Raw genomic sequence first — 14,351 nt, forward strand, 5'->3', positions numbered from 1 at the left:
ATTTTGATCAGTTAAAAGGATCAAATATTTTTATATTAAACATATTATAATGTTTAATATTTCTAGTAACTAGTATCATATTACTTTGTTTTGCCTGTGCAGCTATTAAAGCATCGATTACATTCGTACTATCAATACTCATTAATTCACCCCACTCCTCACATATTTCTTTGTCAATATTAAGAATTCTTTCATTATAATCTATTATTATTCTTTCTAACCATTTTTCTAATTTCAAACTTGCTATTTTATCTTTCTTGGCTAATTTTGATATTCCCTTTCTTATTTCGCCGATAGTAATACAACTTAAGTATAACTGGCTAGAATGAATAATTGAAAACCATGCTGCTACTTGAGAATTGGATTTTTTCTTTTGAATTTCAGATACAACATTAGTATCTAATAAATATTTCATAATTCAAAATCTCTAGCATATCCTTTTGCTCTCTGAAGATCCAAATTATCTGTCTTAGGTATGCTCAATAAATATTCTTTGAAATCAGGTTTTTGTTTAGTAAGTTGTTTATAGTCTTTTATACTAATAATTACAACTGCTTCTTTACCCCTTTTTGTAATACATTGAGGAGTACCATGCATTGCAATATCAATAATATTACTTAACTTATTCTTTGCTTCGTGTAACTGCCATTTATTCATATAAAATCCTCATATAGCTAGATTGTCTAGATTATTATAATATAAAGATGCAAAAAAATAAAATATTTTTTTATTAATTTGAGGTCTTAATAATACTCCTTGCCGATCTCGATTTTAGGACGATTGTTTGCTACTCGCCAATCGTTAGTATCACGGAAAGAATAAACACAGCCGCAAAATTCTTGTTTATAAAATTTCTCTTCTTTTGCAATTTCGTACATTCTGCTAGCACCACCATCTTTACGCCAATTATAAGTCCAATAGGTCACCCCTTCATAATGAGATGCCGCCCTAGTTCCTGATTCATTAATTTGGTTCATATCTTTCCATCTAGAAATACCAAGCGAGCTAGTTATAACTTTAAAACCGTTCTCATAAGCATATAAAGCCGTACGCTCGAAACGCATATCAAAACACATTGTACAGCGTATACCTCTCTCAGGCTCAAGCTCCATCCCTTTAGCACGCCTAAACCAATTTTGTGGATCATAATCTGCATCGATAAATTCTATATTATGTTTCTCGGCAAATTTAATATTTTCGTTTTTACGAAGCTCATATTCTTTTTTAGGATGAATATTAGGATTATAGAAAAAAAGCATAAACTTAATGCCGGTATCGATCATTTTTTCCATTAAAGGGCCAACACAAGGAGCACAACAACAATGGAGTAAAACCTTGCTTTCACCGTTTGGTATTTCAAAAACTTCGCTCATATTAATTTACTAGATTCTTTTTATAGGTTTCTTTATAGAATTTTAGAATTATAGAAGATAACAAGGCAAGTGCAATTAAATAATATACAATAGCATAATTGTCTCCAGTAACTTTCGTTAACATCATTGCTAACATTGGAGCAGTACCGCCAAATATAGCAGCTGCAAGGTTATATGAAAGTGCAACACCGGTAAATCTTATGCTAGTCGGAAATATCTCTACTAAAACCATTGGAATAGGCCCCATATAGATGCTAATAACTCCAGCAAATATTACTTGAGATATTTTATAGCTAAAGTAAAATTCATCGACCCTAAGACTACAAAAATAGGATAGACTGATAAAATTAACAAGATAATCCCCCATATTAGTACAGGACGTCGCCCCACCTTATCCGAAACATACGCAGATATAGGAAATACTATCATCATTACGATTAATATTATACTACTAACAATTGTGCTTTGCTGATTAGTATAACCGAGTGTTTGCATAAAATTACCAATAAAAACCGTAGAAATATCAAAAGGAGCAGTTACGGTAATATACAGACCAAGTGCGATAATTAGTTCTTTTGGATATTTTGTTAATGTTTCTCGTAAAGGAAAACGTGCTAAACGCCTTGTTCCCTTAGCTTTTTTATAAATAGGACTTTCTGCTAGGTTCTTTCTAATATATAAACCTACGGAGCTAATAAATAAACCGGCAATAAAAGGTATCCTCCAACCCCATTCAAATAGCATATCGGCAGGCATAAAATAAGAAAAACCGGCTGCTGTACCAAGTCCAAACAGCATACCGCCGCACATACTAACAAATGAACTACTCCCCGCAAGTCCTCGCTGCTCGAACGAAGCATGTTCTACAATATACGAAATACAACCGCTAAATTCCCCTCCTAAAGAAAAACCTTGTATGAGTCTGATAATAGTTAAAATAATAGGAGCGGCAATTCCAATAGTTTTATAACTTGGTAAGAGCCCTATCCCGGCGTCGGTATTGCCATAGCTATAATACCCATCACCAAAGCAGTACGTCTACCGAATCTATCACCTATATTACCGAAAATAATACCGCCGAGCGGTCGTACTACAAAGCCTGCAGCAAATACCGCAAAAGTTAACGTCTCTTGCATTTCTGGATCCGGAAAAAATGCTGCCCTATAATATAAGCAAATTGCGCATATAATGCATAATCCCATTCTAAAGCGTTGCCGATCATGCCGGATATTACTACTTTTCTCATGAAGTTATTTTATTGATTTAAAAAAAGATAATAAGAGTAATATTTTATATTCTCAAGTAAAAATAGCTTTATTTCATGCGAATAGCTTTGCTTGCGTTGATACCGTAGTCGTCATTGCGAAGAGCGTAGAGATGTGGCAATCTAGAAAAATAATTAAAAAAATTCTGATTTACAGAATTTTTACTGGATTGCTTCGTCGAATTACTGCGTAATTCTTCTCGCAATGACTATACCCTATCTATGTTTTTCATTAACCACTTTCTTAGTTAATTTAACATTGATTTGAGAAGGAGAAACTTTAATATTTTGTTTGATGTTTTTTGTTTTTTCTTGAGATAGAAGACTTTCTTTATCATTTTGTAATGTTTTCATAAACTTATCTATATTGCTTTGTTCTAGTTTTATTGCATTATCATTATTCAAAATTAATTCTCCAATTTTTTCACCAAGTTCAGGTGCATATCTGACGGCAAAAATTGATGCCGGTACAACTATGATAGAAAAAGCCGCTCCTGCAGTCGCAACACTGATTGCTCCGACTAATAAAGCACAAACAGCACCGGCGATTTTTCCAGTTGCTTGTTTAAATATATTACTTTTTTGTGTAAATACTAAAGACATCTCTAATATTTTATTAAATTCTTTCTTTATATAGATGGTTGCTTCATCAATATTATTATATTTCTTCATTGCATACATTACAGAAGCCTTAAATAATTTTTTGTGAGACTCCGCATAATTTATTATTTTATCAAAATTCTTCTCTTTTAAAAGAGTTTTAAATATATTTTTAATTTTTTCTTTTTCGGTACTATTTATTTCATCTCCAAAATAAACTTCTACAAGATTTTCTGCTATTATATCTTGTGATTGCTCTAAAATATTATTCTTATTTTGCTCATTTTCGTCTTCAGAAGTAATCATTATTGCAAATAACTCTAATGCTACGGAAAAATTATCATCGTTAATAACCCGCATACCTAAATAATTTTTGAGTCTAGAAATACATTTATTAATATATTTTTCAGCCTCTGGTTTAGAATTAAGCCTTAGCGTATAATCTATAGCAAGCATATTTGCAATAGTAGAGCAAGTAGATTTCATAAGATTATTGACAAAATTATTAATAATATCTTTTTTAAATAAATTAGTATTTACGTTATTAAGTACTATTGCATTATTCATTGTGGTAATTTATTTTGAGGCTAATTCTCTGATATATAATATCAATTTAGCATAAATAAGATTAGGAGCATGATTTACTGAAAGTTTATATATATTCTTAGGTGTTAATACTTCTTCATTACGTACTCGTACAAAAGATATAAGAGTATTAGGAGGCATATAAGAATAAATTTCAGAGAATATTTTTAGAAAAGTCAAAAAATCTGCACATGCATATTTTATATTTATGCTATAATTATTTACATAAATCGATTCACCTTCTCCTTCAATCGCCTGAACATTATTTTTAAAAAATACTGAATTTATAAATACATCTATAGGTTCTACTAAATCATATTTATTGCTTAAGCTTTTTATTTTAGGAATTAGTTCTTGATAATTTAAGTAACTCACACTACTTGGCACGCTTAAATCTACATATTTTTTGTACGATTCTAATATTTCTTCTTTAGAGTTAATGACAGAATAAAGCTTTAAAACTTCCTCTGTTAAATTTTCTTGTAAAACTTGTTTATCAAGAATAGATTTACTGTATTCTTGCTGGAAAATTTTTATTATCCAAATAGTTAAGGAAATAAAGAAGAAATATATAATAAATTGAAAAAATATAAGATTCTTTAAATACATAATATATTTTTCAAACATTATTTTTACCTTGGGTTATTAGTGCTGTTGCATGGTTTATGTCATTCCCGCCTACGTGGGAATGACATGGAATATTACGTTTTATTATCAACTATATTAACCGATAAAGGAATTACTACCTTACCGAATATATCAAGTATTTTATCCTTATATATAACATAATCTATCTGCAAATTAGATAATTTATTTTTTACGTTTGTCATATGATCATCTAGCATCTTTAGAGATTCATATACCGATAGATTATTAGTATGATATTTAAGTATTAACTTGATTATTAATTGTCTCTTAGAAACTAACAAAATATTATCTATATTTGTTAATTCCCATTTAATTTCTTCTAATTTAAAAGCCGGATTTAAAGTAATTATTAGCCTTTTAAGTAAATCAAACGGCAGTGGTACCGGTGCTTCTAGTAATTTTTCTATTACATATAAATCAGCTAGGCTAGTAGTATTTTTAATATAAGGATATTTATATTTGATCTCATCATATTCTTGATTTGTTGCATAATATTTTTCATTAATAGAGTTTATGTCTTTGTAATTTTGTTTTGTATTATATTTGATAATACCAACCACTAATATTAATATTATAAGTAATGCACTATATAATTTAAATGTCAGATCCTTTATAGTAACTAGTTTTTTTATTGATTTTAAATTATTATTATAAGCGGGAAAACTCTTATATTCTAGAAACAGTCTACTAATATTCGTATCTATAAATCTTTCTTTTTCTAGAGTTTGCTTATTTAGTATATTATCAACCGGTATAAAGATTACAGGACGTTCTTCAAAGTTTGTTGATTCTAATAAAGATTTTAACTCTTCATCTACTATAAGAATTATACAGGCTCTTTGGTCAAGATTACTTATATAGTTTTTAAATAATATCAAACAATCATTAATTTCTTGTTCTATAATACCTTGAACATAGCCGATTGTTTTATCAAATGGATACTCAAGATTTCTAATTGTTATTATATTATTTTTATGTTTGATAATAAATTTTATACCGCTAGCTTGTGATGCATATACACAAATTTGAAAATAATCGTTATATTTATCATTTTCTATATTCTGCACTATTTTATTTATAATAACTTTTAGCTCTAACGTTAAAAAGTAAATTCCTTTTAAATCAAGAGATCTTTTATCTATAATGCATGAAATTATATCACTTAAAGGTGTTTCAAATGGACACGACATAATTAAAGTCGACCAAATTTCACTTGGGGTAGTAGTAATTTCGTAAACACAATGTGCTATAATGTCTTCTTTATTAAAATAACCTTCAATAAATTGTTCAATAGGATCAAGTTTAACTATTGACTGTAATATAGGTATTTGATCGTGCCGTGTTTTACATTCACTGCCGTCAAGTAAAAAATAAATATCGCTTTTTGGAAATTTACTAAAAAAGTTTTTATAAGGATTTAAGTCTATCTGTTCCCGAGTAGGGATAAATAATTTATCTAATAATTTATTATCGAGAAAAGTACTAAGAAATACACCTTTATTACCTAGTAACACCACAATCTTTTTTCTTTTGAAAGAAAATATTTTTAATTTTGTAGCAAATTGAACAAAATGTAATTTGATCGAATCAAAAATATTTTTCATAAATAAATTTATTTTAATCATAATTCAGTGTATTTTACTATACTGGACGTCATTTCTGCGTGGATACCCGAACCGTCATTGCGAACGACTAAAAGGAGCGTGGCAATCTCAGGACTTTGGCACGAGATTGCGTACGTACAATTACTACGTAATTTTCCTCGCCATGACGAACAATGATCCTCTCCGGAATGACATAACATTAAATAATATATCTTACCATGACTAAATTTACCACTGAAGAAGTTAGAAGTAAATTTATAACTTACTTTAAAGCAAATAATCATACACATGTACCGGCCAGCTCGTTAATTCCACACAATGACCCTAGCTTAATGTTTGTTAATTCCGGAATGGTACAATTTAAAAATGTTTTTACCGGACAAGGAAAAAGACCTTATAACAAAGCGGTAACTAGTCAAAAGTCTCTTAGAGCCGGCGGCAAGCATAATGACCTTGAGAATGTCGGTTATACGGCAAGACATCATACCTTTTTTGAAATGCTAGGTAATTTTTCATTCGGTGACTATTTTAAAGAACAAGCCATATATTACGCTTGGAATTTATTGACTAAAGAATTTGAACTCCCAAAAGACAAGCTTTATGCAACAATTTATCATACTGATGACGAAGCAGCTGCTTATTGGAAAAAAATAGCAGGTTTTGGGGATGATCGCATCATAAAGATCAAAACAAACGATAATTTTTGGTCAATGGGTGATACTGGCCCTTGCGGTCCTTGTTCCGAAATTTTTTACGACCACGGTGAACAAATATATGGCGGACTTCCTGGTACTAAAGATGAAGACGGTGATAGATTTATCGAGATTTGGAATATGGTATTTATGCAATATGAACAAATCGATAAAGATACTAGCATAGAATTATCGCAAAAATCTATCGATACCGGTATGGGTCTTGAGCGTATGACGGCAGTATTACAGCATGTTAACAACAATTATGATATAGATTTATTTCAGGAAATAATTAATTTTACCGAAAATATAGTAAAAGTGAAAGCAGAGGGAGAAGCTAAATTTTCTTACCGAGTTATTGCCGACCACTTACGAGCAAGTAGCTTTTTAATAGCTGACGGCGTTATTCCTTCAAATGAGGGGCGTGGTTACGTACTTCGCCGCATTATGCGAAGATCCATGAGGCATGCTCATATGCTTGGGTCAAAAGAACCTTTAATGTATAAATTACTGCCAAAACTTGTTGATTTAATGGGGAATGTTTATCCTGAACTTAAAAGAGCAGAAAGCTTTATAAGCAGTATCTTAGAACAAGAAGAAATTAGATTTAAAGCCACATTAGAACGTGGTCTCAAACTTCTTACCGAAGAAACAGAAACGCTAACAAAAGGTAATGAATTATCAGGAGAAGTAGCATTTAAACTATACGATACTTACGGATTTCCGCTTGATTTAACCGAAGATATTCTAAAAAACCGTGATATTGCCGTTGATCACAAAGGGTTTGAAGAACAAATGCTTATGCAAAAAGAACGTGCTAGAAAATCTTGGCTTGGCTCCGGTGAATCAAAAACCAATCAGTTGTGGTTTGATATCAAAGAGCAACATGGTAGCACGGAGTTTTTAGGATATACACTTAATGAAGCAAAATGTAAAATAATTGCATTAATCAAAAATAATAATTTAGTTAATGATATAAAAGAAATAGATACACAATTCCTACTAATCAGCAACCAAACTCCTTTCTACGGTGAATCAGGCGGTCAAATAGGTGACATCGGAACGATATTTGCAAAAGATTCTGAAGTAGAAGTAATAGATACTTTAAAATATTTAGGTTCTATTATAGTCCACAAATGTATTTTGAAAAAGGGGCAGATTAACGTAGGCGAGAATGCTAATTTTAGTATAGACATAAGATATAGGCAAAATTTAAGAATTCATCATTCGGCAACGCATATATTACATGCAGTACTGCATGAGGTACTTGGGAAACATGTTACTCAAAAAGGTTCGTTAGTCGCTCCGACTTATTTACGCTTTGATATTAGCCATTCTAAAGCTGTGACTAATGAAGAAATCACTTTAATCGAAGATAAGGTAAATGAGATTATTAGAGATAATCATGAAGTAACTACTACATTAATGGCAACTGAAGATGCAATTAAACAAGGAGCTATGGCACTGTTTGGCGAGAAATACGACTCTGAAGTAAGAGTAGTTAAGATGGGTGAGACTTCTTTAGAATTATGCGGCGGTACGCATGTCAGACGTACCGGTGACATCGGTTGCTTTAAAATCACAAGCGAAAGTGCTATAGCAGCAGGTGTTCGTAGAATTGAAGCAGTTTGCGGTGAATTCGTAATTACATTAATGAGAGAAAAGGATAGTTTACTTAAATCGATAGAAAGCAGTTTCAAAACTAATAAAAATGAACTTATTACTAAGGTTAATAATATCTTAGAGCGTAACAAGGAAGTTGAGAAAGAGTTAGAAAAAACTCTTTTAGCTAGTTTAGATTTAAGTATAGAGCAAATTGAAAAGCAAGCTGCACAAATAACAGGAATAAAACTATTATATAAAAAAGTAGGAAATATAGACAATAAAATATTACGTCAAGCTGCCGAAAATTTAACAAAAAAAGTAGAAGATTTGATAATGGTATATATTGCCGAGGGAATTGGTAAATTATCTATTACGGTTGCGGTGAGTAAAGCTATAACAGACAAATACAATGCAGATATAATTGCAAAAAAACTTTCTTTATTCTTAGGTGGCAGCGGCGGAGGTGGACAAGCAAGCCTTGCTCAAGCCGGTGGAAATGATATAGGTAAGCTAACTAACATCCATGAAAAATTATACAGTTTATTGACAGTGTCGTAGTGTACTAATTTAGGATGTCATTACGAGTGTGCTTTGTAGATGGATACCCGGTTGTCATTGTGAGCAACCATAGTACTTGCGTGGCAATCTCGTCAAATATCCTGAGATTACTTCGTAATTTCCTCGCAATGACAAGGTGGTATCCACATAACAATGCCTATGCAGGGAGGCATTGTAATGACAAAATTTATGGTTGTTAATACGCTGCTTTCACAAAATAAAGACCGGAGGCGGGAGCAGTAGGACCAGCGGCTTTTCTATCTTTGGCTTCTAAAACATCTTTAATTTGTTCTGCCTGCCAAATATTTTTACCAACAAGTACTAAACTGCCAACAATATTACGTACCATATGATGCAAAAATGACGGGGCTGAAAGATATAATTTTATTTCTTCGTCTTCTTTAATAATATTAAGTTCAGTTAAAGTTTTAATCGGTGATTTTGATTGACATGAGCTAGCCCTAAATGAAGTAAAATCATGTTTGCCTAATAGATAGGCGGCAGCTTGTTGCATAGCCGGAACATCTAAAGGTGAACTAATCCACCATGCTCTATTTAAATCAATTACCGATGGATAAGGTCTATTAATAATTCTATATATATAATAACGAGAGGTAGCCGAAAACCTAGCATGAAAATTATTGGGGGCTAATTCACAATTCCATACTCCTACGGCATACGGTCTTGCAAAATAGTTGATAGCTGTAATAATTTTGTGAGGTTCTAAATATTTTGAAAGATCAAAATGTGCTACTTGACCTACAGCATGAACACCGGCATCTGTCCTTCCTGACCCAAACAATATCACCTGTTCACCGGAAAATTTATAAATCGCTTCTTCTAATATCTGCTGTACCGACATTACTCCTGCTTGTCTTTGCCAACCTGCAAGATCCGTACCTAAATATTCAATGGTAATTTTATATCGATACATAATAGCCCACTGTTATCCCGTGGCTTGACCACGGGATCTTGTATCACAGCCCGTGTCCTGAGATCCCAAATCACGGGATGACAGTATAAGTATTATCATGCTTCTAGTAAATCCGATGGATTACCATCACCACGCTTTCCTCCGCTTCTAAAGCTATTAAGTTTTTTGGATCTAATAGGATGTTGTAACTTTCTTAAAGCTTTTGACTCGATTTGTCTTATACGTTCTCTAGTTACTTTAAATTGCTGCCCTACTTCTTCTAATGTATGGTCAGTATTCATACCTATACCGAAACGCATTCTAAGCACTCTTTCTTCACGAGGCGTAAGGGTGGCAAGTACTCTAGTGGTAACTTCTCGTAAATTTGACTGAATTGCCGCATCAATCGGTGCTACTGCATTCTTATCTTCGATAAAATCGCCTAATTGACCGCCGTCACTATCATCACCTACGGGATTCTCAAGACTTATAGGTTCTTTAGCTATTTTCATGACTTTACGCACTTTATCAAGCGGCATTGAAAGACGGTTAGCGATTTCCGTTGCTGTTGGTTCGTATCCGAGTTCATTAAGCATTTGTCTTGAAGTACGTAATATCTTATTAATTGTTTCAATCATATGCACAGGAATACGTATAGTCCTTGCTTGATCGGCAATAGCTCTTGTTATAGCTTGTCTAATCCACCACGTAGCATAGGTAGAGAATTTATAACCACGGCGATATTCAAATTTATCCACTGCTTTCATAAGTCCTATATTACCTTCTTGAATTAAATCTAAAAACTGCAATCCTCTATTAGCGTATTTTTTAGCAATAGATATAACTAAACGTAAATTCGCTTCTATCATATCTTTTTTTGCTTGTAGCGTTTGTCTCTCGCTTTTTTGTATAGTATTCACTAGTTTTTTAAAATCATTAACTAAAAGACCGGTTTTAGATTCTATAACCGATAATTCAGCAATCATTTGATCTATATAATCCGATTCTTTAGTCATTAACTCTTTCCAAGCGACTTTTTTATTTTTCAGCATTTTTTCTTTCCATGCTGCATTGATAACCGATCCTATATATTCATCAAGGAAATTTTGGCGAGTTACTCCATATTTTTCAGCAAGTTTTAAAAAAGCTGTTTCTTTATTAATTAAATCACGATTTATTCCATACATCTTACCTAAAATTTCTTCCGTTCTTTTAGAATTAAAATGTATTTCCGAAACTTCATTTATTAATAATTCCAAATTATTATATTTTTTGCTATTTTGTAAAACCTTCGGCTCAAAAGATTTCTCATAACATTTTTTAGCTTCAATGAGGAGCTCTTCGCAGATAAAAGCAATCTTTTTCATACGCTCTATAATATTAGGTAATATCTGCGTTTCTACTCTAGACATAGATAAGTGATTATCCTCATGCTCTTCTCCTTCGGTCTCACTACTATGTTCTTCATCATTTTCGGGTGTTTCGTCATGTAACATGTTAGCTTCTAAATCTATCAGATCACGTAGTAACATTTTTTCATTAACTAAATCTTCATACCATACTATAAAACAACGCATAGCAATAGGGCTTCTACATAAGGAAGCAGTCATTGTTTTATGTCCTTCCTCAATCCTTTTTGCTATTTCTACTTCATGTTCACGAGTTAAAAGATCGACTCCCCCCATATCCTTAAGATATAATCTTACAGGATCATCGGTAGTACCTATATTTTCTTCTTCTACCTCATCCTCAGGTTCATTATCAACATTGGTAGATAGCTTAAATTCTTCATCCATTCCGATATCAAACTTAATTTCATCATCTTCATTAGAGTCTAAAATATCTACTCCTGCATCGGAAAATTTTAATATAGCTTCCTCTAATTGTCTTATTGAAGGATTTTTATTAAGAGGAAGAGCGTTGTTTATATCATCATAAGTGACCGGTATCTTTTTAGATTTAGCTTTTTTAAGTAAACTATCTATTTTATCTAGATCATTGTCTATATTGCTATTGCTCATTAAATACCTATATGCTTTTTTCTTTTAAAAGAAGTTTGAAATAATTAAGTTATCGTGTGATTAATAAAAGATTCGTTTAAAACTTGCAGTTCATTTGCAATCTTCAGAATTTCTTTTTTATATAGTAAAACTTTTTCAAAGTCGTGATTGTCAGTACTGTTTATGGTAATAGCGTATTCTTGTTGTAAATTTATTAGATAATATTTCTTATGTAGCCACTGCCATAATAAATCCAGTCTGATATTATTTTTATTACATGAGATATCTAAAAACAAATTATCCGTTTTTGATAATAATAAAAAAATATCAAAAAAGCTAGTTTTTTCCACAATTGCAGTAATTTCACTTGCTTCTACGTTATTATCTATAATCTCGTTTAAATACCAATTACGGAATTCTTCAAGCGATTTATTATTAAAATTTAAATTTAAGATGAAATCTCTAATATCTTTTTCTTCAAGTATTATAGGAAATTTAACCAACAAAGCACAAAAAGCGTGTTCTAGTATTTCAAGCTCCGAATAGCCGTGACTTGAAATTATAGGAGCCAAATTTGAGTTTTTAGTTGTAGCTTTCTTCTGCGTTGTAACTAAATTTTGCCATATTTGATCTTTAAAAAACCTGTAATAACTTACTTTTAAATCACTATCCGATATTTTGCTGCAATAATTTTTTAAATTTTTCTCTAAATTAGCTTTTTCTTCCGCAGTTTTAAAACTCTTGCCGCTATACTCAATATGCCAAATCATTTCTGATAAGCTTATTCTTTTATCTATAAGCTTTGCAAAAAAATCAGCACCGTTTTTATTTACTGCATCGTCGGGATCAAGTCCGCTTGGTAACCTAATAAAAGAAATTTTCTTTTCACTATTAATAAGCGGTAATGCTAAGTTAATAGTTCTTATACTAGCTTTTATGCCTGCATTATCTCCGTCAAGACATAATATAATTTCATCGCCAGCACGCCATAATTTATGTAAGTGATTCTCAGTAACGCTAGTACCGAGACTCGCAACCGTTTCACTAAAACCTGCTTGATGTAGTGCTATAACATCAAAATAACCTTCTACTAAAATCGAATGATTTTTTTTATAGCTACTGCTTATCGCTTTATGCTCACCGTATAGAGTTTCACTTTTTTGAAATACTGTAGTTTCAGGTGAATTTAAGTATTTAGGCAGCCCCTCCCCTAGTACTCTACCGCCAAAGCCTACAATTTTATTGTAAATATTTCTAATTGGAATAGTAATACGGTTAGAAAATAAATTATATATTTCACCGTTTTCTCGCTTGCCGATTAGCCCTGCTTTACCAAGTTTTATAATATCTATATTTTTATCGTGAAAAAATTTTTCAAATTTATTATTCTTCGGGGCAAAACCTATTGAAAACTCTTTTACTGTTTCTTCGGTAATACCCCTTTCGTGTAGATAATGTAATATTTCAGGTGTTAATTGTGTCCTGAAAAACTTATTGGCGAGTTCTAAAATATTTAGAATTTCATCGGATTCTTCATAAAATTCTTTCTGTCTTGCAGTTAATTTCGGTATCTCTATACCGTAATCGATTGCAAGCTTTATAGCAGACTCATTATAAGATAAACCGCTAATATTAGAAGTAAATTTTATAACGTCACCGGCTGCTTTACAACCAAAACAATAGAAAAATCTCTTACTATTACTAACCGTAAAAGATGGGGTCTTTTCTTGATGGAAGGGACATAAACCTACATAGTTACCGGATTTTCTAGTTAAAGCTACTTTTTGCCGCACTACATCCGATATGTTAATACGGTTTCTTAAGAACTCATAAAATTCTGGTGCAACTCTCATTATATTACAATATGTAGGAAAGAATAGCTGTAGAAAGACAATAAGAAAGCGGTATAGACAAATTATCGTTAATTCTTAAATCTTTTGAATAAAATTCAGCTACTGTAGCCCCTATGCAGCTTATAATAATACTAATAAAACTTGTATTATATCCTAAATAGAAATACACTAATATACTGATAAAAATTGCAGAAACTAAAAAGGTAATAGAACCGGCTATAGATTTACCGTTACCTAAGCTATTTCCTATTTTAACGCCGACAAGAGCCGCTAAACAATCTGAAATAATTAAAATCAACCACGAACAAATCACTAAATTTTTAGGGAAAAGAAGAGCAGTTAAGAAAAAACCGATCATCATAAAGCTAACGCCGCTTAAAGCAAAAGAACCGTTATTTTCTTCAAGCCTTATAACTTTTGAAAAAAATCTAGTTATAAATTCGCTAATTTTTACATTATTATGACGTGATACATCTAAATATAATGTAATAGCCGTTATTATAAATAATAATAACGTAATAACGGTTCTTGGAATAAATAAATAAAGCAGCGGAAATATTATAGCCAATAGGTGGAAAATTTTACGCTTTTTCTCAAAGTCAAAATCTTTATTTTCCATAAGATTACTAATTTGTTGCTATTGTTATATGAGAAAT

General features: G+C 31.5%; 11 protein-coding genes and 1 pseudogene. 1 reads left to right on the plus strand and 11 read right to left on the minus strand.

Annotated elements, in window-relative coordinates; all coding sequences use genetic code 11:
• Positions 1-7 precede the first annotated feature (7 nt).
• The 7 genes and pseudogenes from ACHBLB_RS02125 to ACHBLB_RS02155 form a co-directional block, all read right to left on the minus strand.
• The gene (locus tag ACHBLB_RS02125) at positions 8-415 is read right to left on the minus strand and encodes a type II toxin-antitoxin system VapC family toxin (protein ID WP_014365081.1); all 408 of its coding nucleotides are present in this window, start codon (positions 413-415) and stop codon (positions 8-10) included.
• Positions 412-657: a type II toxin-antitoxin system Phd/YefM family antitoxin gene (locus ACHBLB_RS02130; protein ID WP_475842308.1), complete on the minus strand. Its 246-nt coding sequence runs from the start codon at positions 655-657 to the stop codon at positions 412-414. Before ACHBLB_RS02130 ends, ACHBLB_RS02125 begins: the two co-directional genes overlap by 4 nt.
• Positions 658-743: 86 nt before the next feature.
• Positions 744-1,373 carry an epoxyqueuosine reductase QueH gene (locus ACHBLB_RS02135; protein WP_475842310.1) on the minus strand — a complete coding sequence of 210 codons (630 nt, stop codon included), beginning with the start codon at positions 1,371-1,373 and terminating at the stop codon, positions 744-746.
• 1 nt (position 1,374) lies between these two features.
• Positions 1,375-2,619, minus strand: a pseudogene (locus ACHBLB_RS02140) (MFS transporter).
• A gap of 234 nt (positions 2,620-2,853) precedes the next feature.
• Complete coding sequence (locus tag ACHBLB_RS02145) at positions 2,854-3,804, minus strand: RP853 family protein (protein WP_475842312.1); 951 nt, start codon at positions 3,802-3,804, stop codon at positions 2,854-2,856.
• Positions 3,805-3,813: 9 nt separating this feature from the next.
• Complete coding sequence (locus tag ACHBLB_RS02150) at positions 3,814-4,449, minus strand: hypothetical protein (RefSeq protein WP_012151428.1); 636 nt, start codon at positions 4,447-4,449, stop codon at positions 3,814-3,816.
• Between the two features lie 74 nt (positions 4,450-4,523).
• Positions 4,524-6,095, minus strand: coding sequence for a hypothetical protein (locus ACHBLB_RS02155; protein WP_475842315.1), 1,572 nt, complete (start codon positions 6,093-6,095; stop codon positions 4,524-4,526).
• 197 nt (positions 6,096-6,292) lie between these two features.
• Between ACHBLB_RS02155 and alaS the strand changes: the two genes are divergently transcribed.
• The gene (gene alaS, locus ACHBLB_RS02160) at positions 6,293-8,929 is read left to right on the plus strand and encodes an alanine--tRNA ligase (RefSeq protein WP_475842318.1); all 2,637 of its coding nucleotides are present in this window, start codon (positions 6,293-6,295) and stop codon (positions 8,927-8,929) included.
• Positions 8,930-9,125: 196 nt separating this feature from the next.
• Here alaS and truA read toward each other — a convergent pair whose 3' ends face one another.
• The 4 genes from truA to ACHBLB_RS02180 form a co-directional block, all read right to left on the minus strand.
• Complete coding sequence (gene truA / locus ACHBLB_RS02165; protein WP_475842320.1) at positions 9,126-9,863, minus strand: tRNA pseudouridine(38-40) synthase TruA; 738 nt, start codon at positions 9,861-9,863, stop codon at positions 9,126-9,128.
• A 95-nt stretch (positions 9,864-9,958) separates the two neighbouring features.
• On the minus strand, positions 9,959-11,863 hold the full coding sequence (gene rpoD, locus ACHBLB_RS02170; protein WP_475842322.1) for an RNA polymerase sigma factor RpoD: 1,905 nt from the start codon (positions 11,861-11,863) through the stop codon (positions 9,959-9,961).
• A 44-nt stretch (positions 11,864-11,907) separates the two neighbouring features.
• Positions 11,908-13,695 (minus strand): DNA primase, encoded by a 1,788-nt coding sequence (dnaG, locus tag ACHBLB_RS02175; protein WP_475842325.1) that lies wholly within the window; start codon positions 13,693-13,695, stop codon positions 11,908-11,910.
• Positions 13,696-13,699: 4 nt separating this feature from the next.
• Positions 13,700-14,314, minus strand: a complete 615-nt coding sequence (locus ACHBLB_RS02180; RefSeq protein WP_475842328.1) for a diacylglycerol/polyprenol kinase family protein — start codon at positions 14,312-14,314, stop codon at positions 13,700-13,702.
• Positions 14,315-14,351 lie beyond the last annotated feature (37 nt).

Source organism: Rickettsia lanei (genome assembly GCF_056242675.1).

Excerpts from the sequence above, each read along its gene's own strand:
- ACHBLB_RS02125 (WP_014365081.1), bottom strand. The coding sequence starts at position 415 with ATGAAATATTTATTAGATACTAATGTTGTATCTGAAATTCAAAAGAAA.
- ACHBLB_RS02130 (WP_475842308.1), bottom strand. The coding sequence starts at position 657 with ATGAATAAATGGCAGTTACACGAAGCAAAGAATAAGTTAAGTAATATT.
- ACHBLB_RS02135 (WP_475842310.1), bottom strand. The coding sequence starts at position 1,373 with ATGAGCGAAGTTTTTGAAATACCAAACGGTGAAAGCAAGGTTTTACTC.
- ACHBLB_RS02145 (WP_475842312.1), bottom strand. The coding sequence starts at position 3,804 with ATGAATAATGCAATAGTACTTAATAACGTAAATACTAATTTATTTAAA.
- ACHBLB_RS02150 (WP_012151428.1), bottom strand. The coding sequence starts at position 4,449 with ATGTTTGAAAAATATATTATGTATTTAAAGAATCTTATATTTTTTCAA.
- ACHBLB_RS02155 (WP_475842315.1), bottom strand. The coding sequence starts at position 6,095 with ATGATTAAAATAAATTTATTTATGAAAAATATTTTTGATTCGATCAAA.
- alaS (WP_475842318.1), top strand. The coding sequence starts at position 6,293 with ATGACTAAATTTACCACTGAAGAAGTTAGAAGTAAATTTATAACTTAC.
- truA (WP_475842320.1), bottom strand. The coding sequence starts at position 9,863 with ATGTATCGATATAAAATTACCATTGAATATTTAGGTACGGATCTTGCA.
- rpoD (WP_475842322.1), bottom strand. The coding sequence starts at position 11,863 with ATGAGCAATAGCAATATAGACAATGATCTAGATAAAATAGATAGTTTA.
- dnaG (WP_475842325.1), bottom strand. The coding sequence starts at position 13,695 with ATGAGAGTTGCACCAGAATTTTATGAGTTCTTAAGAAACCGTATTAAC.
- ACHBLB_RS02180 (WP_475842328.1), bottom strand. The coding sequence starts at position 14,314 with ATGGAAAATAAAGATTTTGACTTTGAGAAAAAGCGTAAAATTTTCCAC.